Below are 21,458 nucleotides of genomic sequence, written 5' to 3' on the forward strand. Positions count from 1 at the left end.
CTTCTATCAAATTTGCCTTTATGATCATCACCTCCCCTTTTTTACTGAATATTATAACATTTAATGTTAAATAATCCCTATTACATTTAAGAAGACGATAATTATTGCAAGTGGTGCTACAAATCGAAGTAAAAATGCCCAACAAGTAAATACTTTCTTTCCATAATTACCACCTACAAAAAACTCTGCTTCTAGTACCTTCTTCTCCATTTTGAATGAAACGAAAATACTAATAAATAGTGCTCCAAGTGGCATTAATATATTACTAGATAAAAAGTCTACCGCATCAAAAATATTCTTTCCAAAAATCGTAATATCACTCCATACTCCAAATGATAACGCAGATGGTATACCTACTAAGAAAATACAGAAACCAATGATCCATGATAGTTTCGTTCTTCTTTCTTGTTCACCATTTGCTAATGCTGAAACAACAGTTTCTAGTAGAGAAAATGCCGATGTTAATGTCGCAAATGTAAATAGTGCAAGGAATACTGTTAAGAAAAACCCACCAAATGGAATTTGACTAAATACAGATGGTAATACGATAAATAGTAATCCAGGTCCTTCTGTCGGCTCCATTCCTAATGAAAATACGGCCGGAAAAATGGCAAGACCCGCAAATAAAGAAACAAATAAATTCAATCCAACAATTGTTATTGCTGATTTTGGTAAACTTTCTTTTTTATTTAAATAGGAACTATACGTAACCATAATTGAAATCCCGATACTAATTGCAAAGAATGATTGCCCCATTGCGAACAAAATACTTTCCGAAGTAATCTTTGAGAAATCTGGTTGTAAGAAAAACTTCACACCTTTCATTGCATCATCAAGTGTTAACGAACGAACAATAAGAGCGACAAATAAAACGAACAATGCTGGCAACATATATTTACTTGCTTTTTCAATTCCGTTTTGTACACCCTTTGATACAACCCATATCGTAATGAACATAAAAGCGAAATGTCCCATAATAGCCCAAGCAGGATTCCCAATTGTTTCAGTAAATAACGCACCGTAATTTTGTCCTGGAGTAATCAGTTGTCCAGTTATTCCTCTGAATAAATAAATTAATACCCATCCACCTACAACACTATAAAACGAAAGTAGTATAAAACACGTTCCAACGCCAAGGCGTCCGATCCAGTGCCATCCTGTATTTGGTGCGATGCTTTTAAATGCTCCAACTGCTTGTTTCTGCGTACTGCGTCCAATCATAAATTCAGCTATAAGTAGCGGTAGTCCAATTAAAACAGTAAATAATATAAAGATTAAAAAGAACGCTCCTCCCCCACTCTTCCCAGCGATATAAGGAAACTTCCATATCGCACCAAGTCCAATTGCTGATCCGGCTGCTGCCATTATAAAACCTAATTTCGAAGTCCATTGCTCCGTCTGTTTCATCTCATTTTCCTCCTAATTAAATCTTTTTATATAAATAAATAAATTTTATAGACCTATCCAAATATACCCTCCATTTCTTCTTCCATATAATAAAAAAATGGCCTAGCATCTCTATATAAAGAGACGCTAAGCCATTTACTTAACGCGGTACCACCCTTATTGATTCCATTATGAATCCACCTTAGTAGTAATCGTTTGATTACAAACCTAATATCGAAGGTTAACCGTTAAGATTTACTAAGAATGTAATTCCGTTCCACCTTACTGCTCCTAGGCGAGTTCAGGATGTCATTTGACTATGTCACACCAACCCATAGCTCTCTGTACAAATACATGACCTTACTACTCCTATTCAACACATTTTAATATTTAGAATATATTTTCTTTTGAAATTAATATGAAGTATATCTGTTATATTTGTAACTGTCAAGGGGTATATTATTTTTTTGTCGAAATGGTTCATATTTCAACTGACTTTTACTAAACTTATTATAAAAAGAAAGAGTCTATATTTTCACCTTTTCAAACGAACTATAAAAAAGAATCTTCGCGATAATCGCGAAGATTCTTTTTACGGTATAAGACGAGTACAATCTCTCGGAAAAGCACTCGCCTCTCGTACATTTGTTAATTCTAATAGTTTATATACAATCCTTTCTAACCCAATTCCGAAACCTCCATGCGGGGGACAACCGTATCGGAATGTATTTAAATAAGATTGAAATTTCTCTGGGTGTAATCCTTTTTCTTTAAACGAAGCGAGTAACATTTCATAATTATGAATTCGCTGTGCCCCTGACGTTATTTCTAACCCTTTATATAATAAGTCGAATGAATCAGTAATAGCTGGATTCTCTTTATTTTGCATCGTATACATCGGTCTCGCTTCTTTCGGATAATGTGTAATGAAAACAAATTCACTATTATATGTTTCCTTTACATATTTCCCTAGTAACTTTTCACCTTCTGTATCTAAATCCCCTACAGGAGATTCTTTACGATACTTACTTTTCAAAATTTCTTGTGCTTCTAACAATGTAATTTTAGGTATTTCAGTAATAACAGGTACTTCTATTTGTAATAGTTGTAGTTCTATTTCACATTTTTTCGCTACTTGTTGAAATATATATCGTAAAACATCCGTTTCTAGTTGCATCACTTCATAAAAATCATGAATAAATCCAAGTTCTACGTCTAACGAGATATATTCATTCAAATGACGGGAAGAGTTATGATGTTCCGCTCTATATACAGGTGCAATTTCAAAAACTCGTTCTAGTCCACCCGCTACCATCATTTGTTTGTAGAACTGTGGTGATTGTGCTAAATAAGCTTCTTTTTGGAAGTATGGAAGCTTAAAAACATTTGCTCCTCCTTCTGCCCCTTGCGAAACAATTTTCGGAGTAAATATACGTGTGAAATCGTTCTCTATTAGAAATTCACTAAAGCTCTGAACGAGTGTAGATTTCACTTTAAAAATCGCTGCAGTTCGCTCATGCCTTAATGATATTACCCGCTCATTAAGTAGTTGATCTAAGCCAACTTGTAACTTCTTTTTATTTATTTCAAATGGAAGTGGCTCTGCACCGTTTATTACTTTCACTTCATGAGCAAGTACTTCAACACCCAATTCCGTTTTCGACGTCTCGACTATCTCACCGATTACATGGACAACACTTTCTACATCAACTTTATATCCGGCCAATTCATTTTCTAATACACATTGAATTACTCCTGTTCTGTCCCGTAATAATAAAAAACTAACATTTCCAAGGTGCCGAATTTTTTTTACCCATCCTTGAAGTAATACAACCTTTCCACTTTGCTTTGTACATTCTTTTGTGAGTGAACGCTTCATTATTGAATCCATTATTTTTCCCTCCAGTAATTTTATATTTATTTACGTTATTGTTGTCATCGTCATCATCCACGGTCACTCACCCCCTTTCAAAGAATACAAAAATCCGCCCCTATAAATAGGGACGGATTTTTTCCGCGGTACCACCCAAATTGTCATATTGACCATCTTAGCCCTGATAACGGTAGGTACCGTTTGCTTTTACTAATAATCACGTTCAAAGCAACACTCACAGGTGTCTTTCCATCATGCGGTATCGCAACCTTCCCAGCAATCGGCTGCTCTCTGTAGACCTTTGCACCATGTACTTTTCCTGATCATCACTTTTTATATTTACAGAGTATTCTAACTCCTCACCTTATAAAACGCAAGCTTTTTTTGAAACATTCTGGTTTTATAACTCCTAACTTCTTCTAAATTGTGAAAAGTTAATTTTGTAATACATATTCTTATGTATTAAATCCAAAATTACACCTTTAATATTTTCCAATTTTTACATAAAAACTAATTCATTTACGCATATTAATAAAAATTTTAAAGCGAGGTGTGTATATGCAAAAAGCAATTAGTTTCTTTCTCCTTTTGTTTTGCTTAATTGTAGTAAACGAAACGTATGCCTATTCACCAAAATCTTTACCAATCTCTCAAAACTCTGATCAATGGCAAGTGAATATTGATAAACCGAAAAAAACAAACAAGAATATGCTTCAAGCTAAAAAAGATGAATTTCAAACATATCATTTTTCAGTAAAGAATGTCGGGAATAGTGAAGTATATAATGTAAACGTCGAAGTATTCCGCAACGAACCAAATAAGAAAACGAAATATGAACTCTTTTCCCTAAAGGAAAGTCGTTTGGCAAGTGGAAAAACTGGATTTGAACACGCTAATTTACCCGTTGCTACAAAAGCAGATGAAGTTGATGTTATTATTACATGGCAAGAACACCCATTCCAATCGATGCGAAATGGTCAAAAAGTTGAATCTAGAAAATTTAAAGAGCATTTTGTTTTTAAAGAAGCTAAAAAGTAAATGGGATACGGATATATTCACACTATCATTGATATAGCTTTATTTACTAGTACCAGTTCGTAAGCAAATTAAAAAGTCGTGGCTTATAATGCCACGACTTTTTATATTAATTCGTACTAATGCCTCTCGCTGCCCAAATGCGATCGATATCAGCAGCATGTTGTCCGCCATATAAAAGAGCATCCGCTTGCTTAATCGCTTTCGCTCCATCACTGAATTTAGAGTTTGGTGTTAATGACCAGTGTGATTGTAAAATGATTTTTGTTGCTACATCACGGCCAAAAGCTTGTGCCATTTCGTATTGGCCTTGAGCCCAAATTTCACCATCATCATGCACTTCATTCGTTATATCTTTCGGATATACTTTATTCGTATCTAATCGGCGTAAGCATGTTGGATCTGAACTAGAATAAGCTGTCGCATCCCATTCTCCAACACATGCTTTACCATATCCAGTAGTCGATACTGCATCTTCATATGTAGCACCTAAGAAGTCGCCAAATCCTTCTCCCATCGCTCCACCTTCTGCTGAACTACCAAAGCCAGGAACTTGGTTATCTTGAATCGAATGCCCATATTCATGTGCGATAATACCAGCATCTTCTGCATCATCAACACCGCCAGTACCGAAAGTCAAAGCTTTTGTTGATGGAGAATAGAATGAGTTATCATCAGTTGTACCATTAACATTCACTTTTATCGAACGGTTATTAATATTTTTAAAACCTAGACTTTGAATGTAACGTTGCAATGTGTCGATATGATAGTACGACATAACATCTTCAAAGCTATCATTTGCGCGTGTATAGTTAAATTGTAAATTCGTAGATTTTGTTTTCGCTTTTGAAGAAATCGTTACATATTCTCCAATTAAAAATCCTGTTCCATCTAAACCTTTTAACGTAACAGTTTTCAGTTGGTTCGTTAGAGCTGTTGAATCTGCATCGTTATTATCTTTTAAGCCTACTTTACTACCGCTAGATACGACTGGGTTAGGTAAAAATACTTTTCCTGACCCTTCAGCTTTTCGGTTTATATCAACCTTTTTAATTAACTTTCCATTTTCTGCATCAATAAATGTTTCCCATGCACCAAATGGATTATTAGAATGGACTACAACTTTATATACTGGACGAGCAATTCCTTCTTCAACAATATATCCGAACTCTTTATCTGTAGGAGCCCATAAATTTTGCTCACTTGCTTCTCCAACATACGCCATTGATTTTTGTATTGCATCTTTTTCACTAATTTTTGTCGTTACTTCCTTCACACCTGTAACAGGCTGATAATCAGAAACAGCGAGTACTCCCTTTCCCTCTCCGTTAAGCGTAACTGTTATTTGTTTTGAAAATACAGGTGCACCATTAACAACTTGTTGGAACCTAACATATGAAGCTACTGACGTTTCTGTTGTAGAAATATATTGCAAGTCTGAAAGATCTGTTTTCAATCCATACTGCGCAGCATTTTCTTTTAAATATTCAGTTGCTTTTTTCTGTGGCGAATAAGCTTCTAACTTTACTTGCTGTTGTTTTTCCAATGCCGAAACCGTAGAAATTGTCCCCATTACTAACGGCACAGTCATTGCCATTGCCACCATTTTTTTATTAAACATAGAACCACTCCCCCTAATAAAGTAGCTCAACCTTATCCCATTACCACTAGGCAATGATTCCCCGCAAAACGGATGGATAAAAATTGAATCTACGAGTAATTCTCTATGAACACTTCTATTACCTTTCCATTTAGGGTAAGTGAAATTTTCTCAATATTTATGTGTAAAGTGAACACAATACTTTAGAAAGAAATTTCTAAATCCATTCCTTATCCCTAAAGCTTTTCATATTACTGTTTAAAAAAACAGGCTATTTTTTACCTAACGGTAGGTTGAAAAAATCACTTGTAAATGATACGATTTAAATAACCTTTTTTTAGGAGGATCTATATGAGTAAAAGTGAAGAAACACTCTCTTCAATAATGGAAGCAAGTTATCGCCTTTTTGCTACGTACGGTATTGTTAAAACAACTTATACAATGATTGGTGAGGAGGTTGGTATCGCAAAACCATCTATATATTACTACTTTAAGTCTAAAGATGCTTTAATTGAATGTATTTTTACTGAATTATGTAAAGCTATGCAGTTCTCTTCGTATTTCCATACAGAAGAGTTTACAAAATCAAATTTTATTGAAAAATGTATTGCAATTGGCCTTAAAATAATTGATGAACAGCGAAACGACCCTTATTTTAACCGAGTGCTACAAGAATATGTATTACTATCTTCAAGAAACAAGATGTACAAAGATCGATTACTAACTGTGCAAACAGAATATTTACATGGATTTGAAGTACTCCTTACAAAAGCAAATGAACTTCAATTAATTGAAAATAAAAATCTAGTTTCAAAAGCTCATATGTTAGCATTAGTGCTTGATAATATCGGAAATTTTATGATGATTGATGCAAAGATAGATTATAAACAAATTTGGATTGAAGCTGTAAATAACATTTTTGAAAGAAGGGGTTGAAGTGAATATAAAAAAACGCATTATCGGCTTAGATTTTGCTAGAGCTTGGGCGATGTTTGGTATGCTACTTGTTAATTTCATGGTGATAACAGGTGCAGAAGGAAATGGTCCCCCTTTTTTAATAACCTTCATGTCACTATTTGAAGGTAGAGCCTCTGCTTTGTTTGTTATACTTGCTGGCATCGGTATAACTTTAATGACTAGGTCAGCCGTTGCTAGCAATGAACAAATAAAAATTTCTAATAGCCGAAAGACCATATGGAAACGATCACTTTTCTTATTTATTTTAGGATTACTACTATATGTAATGGAGTGGACTGGGGATATATTACACTACTATGGTGTTTACCTTTTCGTTGCTGCATTACTCATGACAGTACGCAAAAAACTATTACTTTTTCTTTCTATCATTATTTTATTGTTCGCACAATCTCTTCAGCTTACTTTCAATACTTTCGAGGGTTGGGTAGGTCCAACTCCATTTATAAATTATGTAGACTTCTGGACAATAAAGGGTTTTCTTCGCAACTTATTCTTTAATGGCTATCACCCTATTTTCCCTTGGTTCTCGTTCTTCTTAATCGGTATGTTAATTGGCAGGTTAGATCTTCATAATAAAAAAATAAAAAAAAGATTACTCTTACTCGGTATTACAATCACAATATTGACAGAACTTTTATCAAAAGGACTTACACACTTTTTTATTCCATACATCGGCAGAGAGGCCGCCACATTTTTATTTAATACAGGACCCATCTTACCAAATGTATTATATATTTTATCTGCTACAGGATCCTCTATTGCTATATTAATCATTTGCCTCTATATTGCTGAAAAATATAGAAATAATTGGTTTGTCACTTCCATTGTACAAACAGGACAATTAACATTAACTCATTATGTCAGTCATGTATTTATCGGTATTGGGACATTAATTCTATTAAATAGAATGGAAAATCAATCACTACTATTCGTTTTATTATTTGCTACTGCATTTTTCATTTTCAGCATTTTAATTAGTGTGTTATGGAGAAAGAAATTTTCTAGAGGTCCTATCGAATGGATTATGAGGAAATTAGCCGGATAAATTTCCATCATACAAAAAGGAAGTTGGAATCATTCCAACTTCCTTCTCCTTTAATGAGCCGCGCTTAATTTAATTCGAACTTTCGTTTCACCTAAAGAAAGTTCATCGTCTTCGTTCGTTAAGTGACCAAATGTAAATTGTTTAACGAGTAAGTTTTCTTCCAATAAATCTTTATGGTTCGTTAACGTTCGCTGTAGCTCTACTTCTGTATCAAGAATAACATCCACTCGTAAATTAACTGGTAAATTCAACTGTTTACGATATTCTTGAACCGCACGAATGAATTCACGCGCTACTCCTTCTTGCAACAATTCTTCCGTTACATTCGTATCTAACATAACCGTATATTGTCCGTTAGTCGTATTAGAGAATCCTGATTTTGCAACTTTCTCAACTAACACATCTTCAGCAGTTACAACTACTTCTTCTCCTGGCGTTGCTTCGTAAACTGCTCTTCCTGTTGATACAAAGTTTTGTACTTCTTCTTGTGATAATTGTTTTAGCCAACCATTCACTGCATTCACATTTTTACCGAATTTCGGCCCCGCTGTTTTAAAATTAAGCTTCAATTGATATGATGTGTATTTTGTTTCATCGAGTTCAACATGGAATGCTTTTACATTTAACTCATCCATAACGATATCACGATAAGATTCCCAATCCATATCATTCTCGTTATGCTCAAGTAATACAAGTTCTGCTAGCGGCTGTTTTACTTTTAAAGAATGCTGATTACGGTTACTTCTTCCAAGTTCAACAACTTGTAAAACAGCATCCATTTCCGCTTCTAATTTCGGTTGAAGTAGTGATTCATTTACAACTGGATAATCAGCTAAATGAACGCTGCCTCCTTCTAAATTTAGATGAATGTCTTCCGCGACAAACGGTGTAAATGGTGCAATTAATTTACTAATTGTTACAAGCACTTCATGAAGTGTCTCATACGCAGCTGCTTTCTCAGCGTTCATACCAGATTCCCAGAAACGATTACGTGAGCGTCTTACATACCAGTTACTCACTTCATCTACAAGTGCTGCAATTTCACGAGCTGCATTCGTAAATTGATAATCATCAAGTGCAGTTCTTACTTTTTTCGTTGTACTATGCAATCTTGATAATACCCATTCGTCTAATTTTGTAAGCCTTACATCATACGTTTCTTTCGGATTATATTCATCTAAATTTGCATATAAAACGTAGAAGCTATACACATTGACTAATGTATCTACAAATTTAGATTTCGCTTCCAGTACTGTTCTTTCAGAAAAACGCTTCGCATTCCACGGGGCACTATCAACAAGTAAAGCCCATCTTAGCGCATCTGCACCAAACTTATCTACTAAATCAACTGGGTCTAGTGCATTCCCTTTACTTTTAGACATTTTCTGTCCTTCTTCATCTAAGACATGCCCTAATGATAACACTCGTTTATACGGTACTTTTCCTGTATATAGTGCTGAGACTGCTAATAAACTATAAAACCAGCCGCGTGTTTGATCAATTCCTTCTGCAATAACATCCGCTGGAAACTGCTCTTCAAATAACTCTTTATTTTCAAATGGGTAATGATATTGTGCAAATGGCATAGAACCACTATCAAACCAAACATCAATTACTTCTGGTGTACGATTCATTGTTCCTCCGCATTTCTCGCAGCAGACTTGCACTTCATCTACATACGGCTTATGCAATTCCAAATCTTCCGGTGTTTCTTTCGTACTATGCTTTCTTAATTCGGCAATGCTTTTCGGTGCGAACTGATGATCACAACTTTCACATTCCCACACGTTTAATGGCGTTCCCCAATATCTATTTCGGCTAATATTCCAGTCCACCATATTTTCTAAAAACTTACCAAAGCGCCCATGTTTCATATGATCCGGATACCAAGTAACAGAATCATTATTTTGTAAAAATGTATCTTTAATTGCAGTTGTTCGGATTAACCAACTTTCTCCTGCATAATAAAGTAGTGGTGAATCACAACGCCAGCAATGCGGATAGCTATGTTCATATTTTTCTTTATGATACAGTAAACCTTCCTTCGCTAAATAACGAACGATATCCACGTCACAATCTTTTACAAATTTCCCTTTCAAAAATGGTACTGCCTCTGTATACTCACCTTTTTCATCTACAACGTGCAAGAATGACAATCCTTCACTTTGAACAACTCTATAATCGTCCTCTCCATATGCTGGAGCAATATGAACAAGTCCTGTACCACTATCTCCCGTTACAAAATCTGCTGCAATAACGCGGTAACCATTTGTAACTTCTTTCATCGGAAATGGCGCTGTATAAGATGTGTTTAATAATTCTTCGCCTTTATGAACAGATAATACTTCATAGTTCTCTTTTAATACTTCTTGTACACGTTCTTTCGCAACAATGTATACATGACTTTCTTGTTTTGCTTTAACGTATTCCATATTTGGATGGACAGCAAGCGCAACGTTTGCTGGAAGTGTCCAAGGTGTTGTGGTCCAACCTAAGAAATACTCATTTTCACTATCTTTCACTTTAAACTTCACAGTTGCACTTAAATCTTTTACTGTTTTATACCCTTGTGCAACCTCATGTGAGCTCAATGAGGTTTGGCAGCTTGGGCAGTATGGTGAAACTCTATGTCCTTTATATAACAATCCTTTTTCATGGATTGTCCCCAAAATATGCCATACACTTTCGATATATGGATTCTTTAAAGTTACATATGGATCATCCATATCTACCCAATAACCAATACTTTCAGTGAATTCACGCCACTGCTTCTCATATGTGAAAACACTCTCTTTACACTTTTGAATAAATGGTTCAATACCATATTCTTCGATCTCATGTTTACCAGAAATACCAAGTTGCTTCTCAACGCCTAATTCTACAGGTAAACCATGTGTATCCCATCCCGCTTTTCTTAACACTTTATAACCAGCCATCGTTTTATATCTTGCTACTAAATCTTTAATTGTTCGTCCAAGTGCATGACCTACATGCGGTAGTCCGTTCGCCGTTGGTGGTCCTTCATAAAATACGAAAGACTGTGCGCTTTCTCGATTCTGAATTGATTGTTCGAAAATATTTTGTTCGTTCCACTGTTTGCGAATTCGCATTTCTCTTCCTACAGCTGATTCTTTTACATCTACTTTTTCCATATACAATCACTCCTTTGAATATTTTAAAGCACACAAAAAACCCGTCCCTATAAAGTAGGGACGGGTTTACCCGCGATACCACCCTAATTCTATTAGCATTTTCACTAATAGCACTTAGCAACGTACTATCATACGTGTTCTTTGTAACGGTAGACATCCGTCCGGGCTTACTTACTTTCAGCCTCGGCTCCTCGGAGATGATTTTCAAATAACGTCTGCACACCGGCTTTCAGCAATATACCGGCTCTCTGGAGAACAGCTCACTATTTTACTCTTTCTCGTCTTCAGATTTGTATACTTTGTTAAAAGTTATTTTATGCCATTTAGCAACTAATTGTCAACTAATTCAAAATATATCCTTATCTTTTTTCCCTATTCTTATACAATTACTTTTCAAATTCTCGCAATGCTGCTAAATTTTCATCATCCTCAATAAGTTCAGCAAAGAATCCCGATTCATCCTCACGAAGGACAAATTCAAGCTCTTCCTTCGCCTCTTCATTTCTATTTAACTGCGCTAAATAACAAGCACGATCATATCTTGCTAACAAATCACTCGCGTCAATTATTAATACTTCATTTGTTATTTTTTCTGCCTGTATCGTTTGGCCGGCACCATGATATGAAGATGCTAAAGAAAGAAGAATTGCTGTTTCATTTGGATGATGTATAGAAGCATTTTCTAATACATGAATTGCCTCTTCAAACCTTTCTTGACTTTGATATATTTCTCCTAAAGCAAGAAATGCTCTACTTACAAACGGTGTTTGCTCTGTTAATTGTAAGATAATCTTTTCTGCTTTTCTTTCTTCCCCTGCTTTAAAGAATACTTGTGCTTGCAGAAGAAGAGTATCATAATCATCTGGTAGTTCTCGAACCATTTGTTTCGTTAATTCCAAAGCATCTCTTAACATATCTTCTTCCTCGCACTCAACGAAAAGATTTACAAGTTGCTTCGCTACGTCATAATCCCATTTATTTTCTAGTGACGTGTGCAGAATCTCTATTGCTTCTTTATCCATCTCTACATTCTCATAAAATAGCGCAAATCGCTGTGCTGCCATACTATTTTTCGGATTTAACTTTAAAGAGATTTCATATAAATCAATTATCATAGTAACCATTGAAATTTCTTTCGCACGATTTTTCATACGATAAAAAGCTCTCGTAATGATAGATCGTTTTGGCTGTTCATGCAGCTGGCGTTCAATCCATATTTCCGTAACCGCAGCTGCAGCATACATGAATGCTGTACTCCTTTCTGCTTTTTTCACCTTTAACGTATGAAGAAAATCTCGTATGTTAGACAATTTTTTATGTTGCTCTACTGCTTTTACATAAACATCAAATATACGTTCATTATCAAAATCTTTTTGTATTACTTTCATTGCAACTTCAATTGCTTTTACATTTCTTTTTTTCACTAATACTTTTGCATAATGATATAGAACTTCTATATGCTCACCATCTAATTGTAGTGCGTATTCAACCTGTGCTTGTTCTTTATCTATTTCATTCATCGCTCCGTACACATATGCAATCGCATCTAAACGCCATATTTCAGGTACTTCGTCCGCTAATTGTTCTAGTTCAGTCAGCAATTCTTCCTGAAGATTCATATCTACTGAAAGCTGTGCTAAATATTCCATATTAATATGCAACGGCTCTTCTTTCATCGCCTGAACCATATGACTTTGTTCTTTAGAACGGTTTTCTTCTTTTTCGTATATTTCCGCAAGCTGTAAATGTACACCTACGAAATTCCCATCAAGCTCTAAACATGTTTCATACGCTTGTTTTGCTTCCGTCAATTGCCCTAATGCCATAAGTGTTTCACCAATTCGGTAATACGGTAATGCCGTTTCCATTTGTTCTATCGCCTTATTATATCTTTTCATCGCTTGGCCGTACTGTCCAATAGATTCATATAAAATACCTGCATAACAACCGTACTCACTTACTTCATTTCTTTCTTTGTGTAACGTTCTTAAAAATGCTATACCTCGTTGTACAAATTCCGTTCCTTTAATTCGATTCACATATTCATCTAACGCACTTGCTACATTATAATCACTTTTCTTTATACCCTTTTCTAACTTAGATAGTGCTACTTTAAACCCTTCTTCATTTCCACCAAGTTCAATTTCAGCATCCCATAAAACCATTCCTGCATTCATGAGGAAATCTTGGCTCTTTTCAATTTGCTTCTCAAGACCAAGTATATATTCTTTTGCTTCCTTATATTGTTCTCTTGCCATATAAACTTGTGTAAGTCCGAAGTGAGAATAAACATCCTCATCATTTTCTTCTAAAGCACGCTTATACAATACTTCTGCTTCTTCCAAGCTATCATTTTGAAAATGATAATCACCTAATTTTACGTAAAGAGGTGCTTTATCATCACAATTCTCAATACCGTTTAATAAAATTTCTTTCGCACTTTCCTCATCCTTCAAATCAGATTCGTATATTTCCGAAAGTTTCGTATAAATGTAAGGTGCATTACTATCCAAATGAATTGCTACTTTAAGCCCTTTTATTGCTAAATATAATTTCCCTAGTTGATGTGCACATCTCGCTCGTTCATACCATACATGCGCTTCATATTTGTACTCTTTTAACAAGTCATTAAAGATTTCATATGCTTCTTCATATCTTTCTAAATCTATTAATATTAAACCGTGATTTGTTAAAGTGAACCTTTCAGGACTACGCTCTAACGCAACTTGAGAGTATTGCAATGCTTTTTCAGATTGATCAATATACATATAGGATAAAGCGAGAAAACTCCAAGCAATAGGCTGATCTGCGTCTAATTGTAACGATAAACGAAAGCTTGAAATCGCTTCTAGATAACTTTCCTGTTCAAACGCATATCTTCCGTTTATTAAATGATATAAAGCACGATTATTTTTCTTCTCAACGCTTGTCAGCATTTGCTCCGCTTTCTCTACTTCCTGAAGACGAATAAAACACTGTGCACCATGCAATTTAACAAAGTCCGAGTTCGGAAACTTTTCCATTAACTTATCGATACAATATAAAATAAATTCTTTATCTACTTCAACATCTAAGTGCTTTATCGTATATAACCACGTATTTGGATTATCACTCGTTTCTTTTAAAAATTGTACTAAGTTACTAATTCCCTCTTTGTCATGTTCATCTAAATGATCCGTAAGAGAAAAAATAGATTTAAAGTAACGATTTTCTTCCTCACTTAGAAACGCTAGTTGCTCCTTCTTTTCTTTCGGAACAAACGTGATTGCTAAACAGCCTGTATAACGATATTTTTCTTGTAATTTACTATATTCCACAAGAACTGGTTCTATAAAGTTTGGATCTTGAACATAGAAAGCTTGCAATGTATCATCATATCCAGATAGAACTTGTACGTGTGAAGCATGCTCAATATCTATACTTAATAAAACAGGAATTCCTTCGTCAATCAGTCTCTTATAATTCTCTTCATTCCCTTTAAAATAACGATATTCATAACCTAATTCTTCTAAATAAGAAACAGTATCTGAAAACTTCGATCCTGTCATATCAAAAATAAACTCTGCTATTTCATCTTGTGTACGTTTCTCTCCCCATATACGCAACATCATCTCTAAGCTTGTCGGAACACAATAATTATCCTTTTGTACAATAGGAACTATCGGCAAGTGAACCTTTTTTCCATCCGGATTTTTTTCTAAATTATGATATAAAGATTCTTTTAAACTCTTTTCTTCTTTTAATAGTTTTTGTAAATCTGCAAATTTATTCATTTTGTACAGCGCTTCTGCACGTAAATGTACAAAGTAAGTATTATAGGCATGATATGGCAGCTGAGTATTTATATTATCTATTACCGCTAACATCTCTTCATATTGCTCTAAATCTAATAAATACTTTATCTTCTCAAAATGAAAATATGGTACTTGTGGGAATTTTACAATCGCATCATCGATTAACTGTATCGCGCGTTTTTGTTCTCCTTTATTCGCATACAATTGTGATAATAAATAGGTAGATAACTCTTCACAATCTTCATGCTGCATGCCAGCAATAAATTGTTCTTCCGCTTTCTCCCATTCACCTGTATGCATATAAACGTAGCCCCATTTATCAAACACTGCGCGCGCACTGTACTCCTCTGCTTTTTGCATATACATTAACGCTTCTTCGTTTCGTTTCATTTCTAAAAGACATCGTACTAACGTAAAATATGTTTTCGCTAAAAAATCTGCATCTATTTCTTCTTTACTTAACTCTTCTAAAGAAGATTTTAACAACTGCTCTGCTTCAAGAATTTTCCGCTCATCAATTAACTCATCACAATATAAAGAGAGCGTTCTCATATTTGGGAATTTTTTATAAGCGTAACGAATGAGGAATGAACTGTATTGGTGCATAAGCCCTTCATCAGTAAGGCGAATTAATATATCGAACTCCTTATGCGAAGGAATATTGGCAAGCCAATTCTTCACATAGGATAAAGTATTCGTTTCTTTTATATATGCAATTTCATTATTTATTTCCTGTAATCCATCTACAAATCTCTTGTCTTTTAAACAAGTTTCTAATTGCTTAAAATCTAGCATGCATTCACCTCGAATTTATATTTAAACTGCTACTTGCTTAGATTTTACACACCATATAGTATGTATTCAACTAAAATCTCTTAAAATGGATGGTATTAATTAATATTATTCAAATTTATAACAAAATATAGTAAAAACGATTGTTTTTCTCCGTATTTTGTTTAATTATATGGAATAACGTAACATGCGGTTTTTATCTTGTAGAAGCTGAAATTAGTACATAAAATTATATCGGCCATAATTCAAATATATCAGCGATTCTTTCATTTTATCGGCGATTTTCAAATTATATCGACCGATTCTTAACATTTATCAGCGATTATATGTCGAATATCGACTTATCGACATTAAACGACAATCCTTATACATCATACCTTTTAACAAACTATGTCACCAAATGTAATTTTCATATTGGGAGCGTATACAAAAGAAGAATACACATGAAATATGTTAAAAAATCGTAGTTCAGCTTCATATTGAGCTAGCGCATTATCATATGTTAATCCTCTGGCTATTAAACGTTCTACAAATTGTTGCTTATCACCCGGATCACCTGCAATCCCCTCTTCTTTTAATGATTGATACAAATCGTTTTTATCATTGTGATGCATATTTGAATCTAAAAAGTTCACTTTATCGCTTACTCTACATTCAATATTTTTCACACCTAATTCACTTAAATATATCGGTATTTTCATGCCTATATTGCCATCTTTACCATTTCTTTGCGTATCACTTTCAAATAATTTCTGCAAAACACCTAGCTGAATAAATTCCGATTGTTTCTCCCCATCTAGTAAATAAGAAGCCATATTAGAAATCCAATGTGGTTCAAAACAGATTATTTTTCCACCCTTTTTAACTGAATGTATCATTTTTTCTAGCATTGTTTCTGGAGTAGTCATATGTAATAAGAAAGCATGACAGATTGCTATATCGTATTTATCGTTCAGTTCAATTTCTGTAGCATCTCCTTCAAGAAATTCTGAATCATACGGAAGTAAACGAAACAACTCTCTGGCTTCAGCTAATAATGTTTCTCCACTATCAATACCTGTATACTTTGAACCTTCTGGGAGTAATGGCATTAATACTAATCCTAAATAACCATATCCACAACCGTAATCAACGATATGTACAGGCTTAGTAATCTTCCAAACTGTATTTACTAAAAAGCTTACATAATCGTCGTTGTAATATAAATCTCTCGTGTTTTTTAAATATGTTAGTTTATTGTTCCAATTATACGTTTCCAACATCTAACGCCTCCTTTTATATACAAAACTAAAGTTCTCTATATAATAGCCGTATTCCTACACTTTTCTTAAAATTTCAAAGCAAAAAAGCTAGTGTATTTTTAATAATACACTAGCTTTTTATTTGGAAGAAAAATTTAACAAGTACAATCACAATCAAAACAATCCGTACAGTCTAAATCGTCACAATCTGCTTTTCTCTTTCTTTTGTTTCTTTTAAGATAATAATACAGTAGCCCAAACAATAGTATACAAATAACAAAAGCTATTATTGCTTCTGTATACTTATTTTGAATCATAAAACCAATTCCACTTCCGCCTGAAATAAAAATTAGAATTAAGTAAATCCAGAACATCTATGTAAATACCTCCATTACTATATATCTTAAGATAATATCCATATAACACTAGAGGAAATGAATAATCCCATACCATTACCGCTTAATACACCAGTAGTTATTCTTAGCAAATTTGAGCTACTTCTCCATTTCCACTTTTGGGTGAACCCATCGATAAGTAACGGAATTTGAGCGAAAAATGATAGTATGATTGCCAAAAGAAATGAAGGTGTCATATAAAAATAAATTGGAAACATTAAAATACCAATAAGCATGCCTGTACAACGCGCACATAAAGGTATGTACTTTTGTAGTTTAAAAAAACTCCTATCTAATCTTCTATGACAAGGAATTTGTAAAATAAAAGTTCGAATCAATATGAATCACCCTCTCTAAAAAGATTTTAATTGATTTTGCAAAAAAAATATATATCCAATAAAAAAACAAACCAGGTTTATACTAGACCCAGTTTGTCAGTTTACTACTATGTTACATTTCCTCAGGTGCCTCCACCCCAAGTAAACGTAATCCTTCTTTTAATACAACCGTCACAGCATAAACCAATGCGAGTCTGCTGTCTTTTTCTTTGCTCTCTTCTAATATACGAACATTACCGTAATATTTATTGAATGATTGTGCTACATCTAATATATATTTCGAAATAATCGATGGCTCATTTTTATTGAAAGCTGCTTCAATTATTTGCGGGAATTTATTTAGTAATTTTACGACACTCCAGCTATGATCGTCTTTTAAAGCAAATGTACATGTTTCAAATTCTACACTTTCTTTTCTTAAAATAGAACAAGCACGTGCATGTGTGTACTGTACGTAAGGTCCTGTTTCTCCTTCAAATTTCAGCATATTTTCTAATGAGAATTCGATATTATGCATACGCTCATTTTTTAAATCGTGGAAGATGACTGCACCAACACCGACTTGCTTTGCTACTTCTTCTTTCTGTTTTAAGTTTGGATTTTTCTCTTCAATATTTTGTTTTGCAAGTTCGATTGCTTCTTCGAGTACTTCTTCAAGTAAAATAACTCTTCCTTTACGTGTCGACATTTTCTTACCATCTTTTAAAATGAAGCCAAACGGTACGTGTTCCATACCATCAACCCAAGTATAGCCAAGTTTTTTTAATACGGTGAAAAATTGATTGAAATGTAAGCTTTGTTCTGGACCAACAACATATAGCGCTTTATCAAACCCATAAGTGTTTTGACGATATAAAGCTGCCGTTAAGTCACGCGTTGCATAAATCGTCGCACCATCTGATTTTCTAATTAAACAAGGCGGCATTCCTTCTTCTTCTAAATTAACGACTAATGCACCTTCTGATTGTTCAAGCAACTCATGTTCTTCTAAAATCCCAATAAAATCTTCCATTAAATTATTATAAAATGCTTCTCCCTGAAAATTAGTAAATTCTACGCCGAGAAGTTCATAAATGCGAGAAAATTCTTTAAGGGACTCATGACGAAACCAATTCCAAAGTTCTACCGCTTCTTCATCACCTTCTTCTAGTTTCTTAAACCAAGCACGTCCTTCTTCTTCTAGTTCTTCGTCGTCTTTTACCTCTTCATGGAATTGGACATATAACTTAAATAGCTCACGTATTGGATCTTCTTTAACTACTGCTTCATTTCCCCATTTTTTATAAGCCGTAATTAACTTTCCAAACTGTGTTCCCCAATCTCCTATATAATTAATCCCTACAACTTCATAGCCACATTTTTCAGCGATATGTTTCAGCGAATTTCCTATCATTGTAGAACGTAAATGCCCCATCGAAAAAGGTTTCGCGATATTAGGAGAGGAATAATCAATTACTACTGTTTTTTCACAGCCAAAGTGGTTTTGACCGAACTCTTCTTTCTCCGCTAAAACTGTTTTTAATACTGCATCACTTACAGTTTCACGATTGAAAAATACATTTACATAAGGACCAACGGCTTCTACTTTCGTAAAAAACGGATCATTGAATTTCTCAGCAACTTCCTTTGCGATAAGAGCTGGTGCTTTTTTATATTGCTTCGCTAATGAAAAGCATGGGAACGCTGCATCTCCAAATTCATCTTGTTTCGGTGTTTCAATTAAATCTAAAATTTGTTTTTGCGTTAATTCATTCGTGAAAATATTAGATAAACTTTCCGCAAACTGCATTTTATAATCCATGATACAACCTCCTTATTTTTTAAAACACAAAAAACTCGTCTCTAAAAAAGAGACGAGTTTTAACCCGTGGTACCACCCTTGTTGTTCGTTACGAACCACTTTCCCGTTTATAACGAGGACAGGGGGCCTCGGCTTTCTCTACTATTCGTTCAAGAAGCATCTCCGAAGTGCGCTTCATCTTTTTCTTCCGTACTAGGCTCACACCATCCCTAGCTCGCTTTCCTTCTAAAAAAGACTACTCTCTTCATCACAGACAGTATATTTAATTAATTATTGCTTATTATACATCTTTTCAAACAATTAGCAAGGGTCAATTACACCAAAGTGAAACTTAGCACTTTTTCTTTTGTATACATAAAAATTGTGTTTTTCAAATCTAGAACTACGAAAATGATCTTTTAAAACGACACGTTTTCTCGCCACTCGTTTTGCCTCCGCAATTGTTTCGTCAGTAATATCATGATACAAAGCGAAGTGTTTTAATCCTTTAATTCCATCGGATTCTATGACAGTTTCTTCAAACATCGGATCAAGGTAAACGACATCGTAACTATTGTCTTCACATTGCGCTAAAAATGAAAAATGCTCCGTTTGCTTTACTTGGATTCTTTGCATTGCTTCATCAATTTCAGAAACAGATGAAGACCATGTTTTCAAACCATTTTCCATAATATAAGCCATATACTCATTGCCTTCAAGTCCTGTTACTTTTCCGCTTTCCCCAACAACATAACTAGCTACAATACTATCTGATGCCATCCCGAGCGTACAATCTAACACTGTCATTCCTCTCTCTAATTGCGTGGCTTGTACAAACGGATCGTGTTCTCCACGCATTAACCTTTTCACACGAAACATCGCTGAGTTCGGATGAAAGAAAAACGATTCTTCCGTACCTTTTGGATAAATAGCTAATCGGTTCTTCCCTACGACAAGCACATCTTGTTCATACTGCTCATGTAGCTTATGTACCGGTATGTCATTACGTTTAACGAAAGAAGCATTTAATTCTGCTGCTACCTCGTTTGCATAATCTGTCATTTCTTTGTTCGTTCTTCCTGCTGTTGTTACGATCATTGTTTCACCTCTATATAAAGAAAAGAGGGAGATTTACTCTCCCCCTTCTTTAGCAATTCTTTTCGAAAGCTTGTTCTAAGTTCGTAATAATTTCGTCCATAGTTGCACCTTCAATTTCATGACGGTGAATAAAGTGAACAACTTCTTTTCCTTTTAATAATGCCATAGATGGTGAAGATGGAGGAATTTCTCCGAAGTATTCACGCATTTTTGCAGTAGCATCTTTATCTTGACCTGCGAATACAGTTACAAGATGATCAGGTTGTTTTTCAGCACGAACAACCGCTTGACCTGCTGATGGACGTGCTAAACCAGCTGCACAACCACAAACAGAGTTTACAACTACTAAAGTTGTACCTGATGTATTTTCCATAAATTCTGTTACAGCTTCTTCTGTAGTTAACTCTTCAAACCCAGAACGCACTAACTCTTGGCGCATTGGGATTACCATTTGGCGCATGTATTCTTCATAAGCATTTGACATCTTGTAATCTCTCCTTCAACTTTCATTCCAAATTCATCATATCACGCTCTATTAATAGGTGCAAAAGAAAGATAACGATGATTTCATTTTTTTGTAGGGATTTCACAAACCCCACCGCGGCAATGTCCCACTGGAACAAGTTTTCTATTATTAGCGATATAATCGTATACTTTACTTCCAAAACCAAGTACGATAGATAGCTTTATAAAAGGAACTGCAAACCAATAAGATGGAACGGCCTTTGCTAATACATCTATGCTCTGAATACCGTCATACCACTTATTATTTTTAAAAATATACAGTCTTTGTTCCATCTTACTTTGTAGTTCTTGAGAAAGCTCATACTTCTCAACTACATCTTCATTTCGAAATGAAACAAATTTCATCTTACCCTTTTTATCTAATTTTTTCGTACGTTCTGCAACGGCCGTACACATCGGACACCAACTATCATAGAAAACAATCAT

Annotated in this window: 15 protein-coding genes and 4 other annotated features; of the genes, 3 read left to right on the forward strand and 12 right to left on the reverse strand. The window is 34.5% G+C overall.

All coding sequences use genetic code 11. The features are described from left to right. Nucleotides 1-66: 66 nt before the first annotated feature. The gene (locus ACZDYH_RS13365) at nucleotides 67-1,407 is read right to left on the reverse strand and encodes a sodium-dependent transporter (protein ID WP_366981825.1); all 1,341 of its coding nucleotides are present in this window, start codon (nucleotides 1,405-1,407) and stop codon (nucleotides 67-69) included. A gap of 116 nt (nucleotides 1,408-1,523) precedes the next feature. Then, nucleotides 1,524-1,772: a binding site (T-box leader), on the reverse strand. Between the two features lie 206 nt (nucleotides 1,773-1,978). After that, entirely contained in the window at nucleotides 1,979-3,277 is a 1,299-nt protein-coding gene (gene aspS / locus ACZDYH_RS13370) for an aspartate--tRNA(Asn) ligase (protein ID WP_000377342.1), read from the reverse strand. A 105-nt stretch (nucleotides 3,278-3,382) separates the two neighbouring features. Further along, nucleotides 3,383-3,595, reverse strand: a binding site (T-box leader). A gap of 222 nt (nucleotides 3,596-3,817) precedes the next feature. Here aspS and ACZDYH_RS13375 point away from each other — a divergent pair. Then, nucleotides 3,818-4,297 carry a hypothetical protein gene (locus ACZDYH_RS13375; protein WP_001167910.1) on the forward strand — a complete coding sequence of 160 codons (480 nt, stop codon included), beginning with the start codon at nucleotides 3,818-3,820 and terminating at the stop codon, nucleotides 4,295-4,297. A gap of 106 nt (nucleotides 4,298-4,403) precedes the next feature. Here ACZDYH_RS13375 and ACZDYH_RS13380 read toward each other — a convergent pair whose 3' ends face one another. Further along, entirely contained in the window at nucleotides 4,404-5,915 is a 1,512-nt protein-coding gene (locus ACZDYH_RS13380; protein WP_000482274.1) for a M36 family metallopeptidase, read from the reverse strand. 330 nt (nucleotides 5,916-6,245) lie between these two features. Between ACZDYH_RS13380 and ACZDYH_RS13385 the strand changes: the two genes are divergently transcribed. Next, a complete protein-coding gene (locus tag ACZDYH_RS13385; protein ID WP_000045224.1) occupies nucleotides 6,246-6,830 on the forward strand; it encodes a TetR/AcrR family transcriptional regulator in 585 nt (194 codons plus the stop codon). A gap of 1 nt (nucleotide 6,831) precedes the next feature. Continuing rightward, entirely contained in the window at nucleotides 6,832-7,917 is a 1,086-nt protein-coding gene (locus ACZDYH_RS13390) for a DUF418 domain-containing protein (RefSeq protein ID WP_001022158.1), read from the forward strand. A gap of 50 nt (nucleotides 7,918-7,967) precedes the next feature. On the opposite strand, the gene ileS is transcribed toward ACZDYH_RS13390, so the two are convergent. The 9 genes from ileS to ACZDYH_RS13435 form a co-directional block, all read right to left on the reverse strand. Further along, on the reverse strand, nucleotides 7,968-11,069 hold the full coding sequence (gene ileS / locus ACZDYH_RS13395) for an isoleucine--tRNA ligase (protein ID WP_006922715.1): 3,102 nt from the start codon (nucleotides 11,067-11,069) through the stop codon (nucleotides 7,968-7,970). A gap of 53 nt (nucleotides 11,070-11,122) precedes the next feature. Further along, nucleotides 11,123-11,363, reverse strand: a binding site (T-box leader). A gap of 92 nt (nucleotides 11,364-11,455) precedes the next feature. Beyond that, nucleotides 11,456-15,658, reverse strand: a complete 4,203-nt coding sequence (locus tag ACZDYH_RS13400; protein WP_290102395.1) for a bacteriocin-processing peptidase family protein — start codon at nucleotides 15,656-15,658, stop codon at nucleotides 11,456-11,458. A 377-nt stretch (nucleotides 15,659-16,035) separates the two neighbouring features. Next, nucleotides 16,036-16,914 carry a class I SAM-dependent methyltransferase gene (locus ACZDYH_RS13405; protein WP_142384855.1) on the reverse strand — a complete coding sequence of 293 codons (879 nt, stop codon included), beginning with the start codon at nucleotides 16,912-16,914 and terminating at the stop codon, nucleotides 16,036-16,038. Nucleotides 16,915-17,051: 137 nt separating this feature from the next. Then, nucleotides 17,052-17,270 (reverse strand): hypothetical protein, encoded by a 219-nt coding sequence (locus ACZDYH_RS13410; RefSeq protein WP_000498601.1) that lies wholly within the window; start codon nucleotides 17,268-17,270, stop codon nucleotides 17,052-17,054. Between the two features lie 29 nt (nucleotides 17,271-17,299). Further along, nucleotides 17,300-17,629, reverse strand: a complete 330-nt coding sequence (locus ACZDYH_RS13415; RefSeq protein WP_000621475.1) for a DUF2085 domain-containing protein — start codon at nucleotides 17,627-17,629, stop codon at nucleotides 17,300-17,302. Nucleotides 17,630-17,741: 112 nt separating this feature from the next. Beyond that, nucleotides 17,742-19,430 (reverse strand): arginine--tRNA ligase, encoded by a 1,689-nt coding sequence (argS, locus tag ACZDYH_RS13420; protein ID WP_000384910.1) that lies wholly within the window; start codon nucleotides 19,428-19,430, stop codon nucleotides 17,742-17,744. A gap of 45 nt (nucleotides 19,431-19,475) precedes the next feature. Next, nucleotides 19,476-19,690: a binding site (T-box leader), on the reverse strand. Between the two features lie 40 nt (nucleotides 19,691-19,730). Continuing rightward, the gene (locus ACZDYH_RS13425; RefSeq protein WP_000637459.1) at nucleotides 19,731-20,507 is read right to left on the reverse strand and encodes a class I SAM-dependent methyltransferase; all 777 of its coding nucleotides are present in this window, start codon (nucleotides 20,505-20,507) and stop codon (nucleotides 19,731-19,733) included. Nucleotides 20,508-20,556: 49 nt separating this feature from the next. Continuing rightward, nucleotides 20,557-20,991, reverse strand: a complete 435-nt coding sequence (locus tag ACZDYH_RS13430) for a BrxA/BrxB family bacilliredoxin (protein WP_000063706.1) — start codon at nucleotides 20,989-20,991, stop codon at nucleotides 20,557-20,559. A gap of 83 nt (nucleotides 20,992-21,074) precedes the next feature. After that, nucleotides 21,075-21,458 (reverse strand): thiol-disulfide oxidoreductase DCC family protein, encoded by a 384-nt coding sequence (locus ACZDYH_RS13435; protein WP_000634884.1) that lies wholly within the window; start codon nucleotides 21,456-21,458, stop codon nucleotides 21,075-21,077.

Source organism: Bacillus sp. EB V-12, from assembly GCF_056158125.1.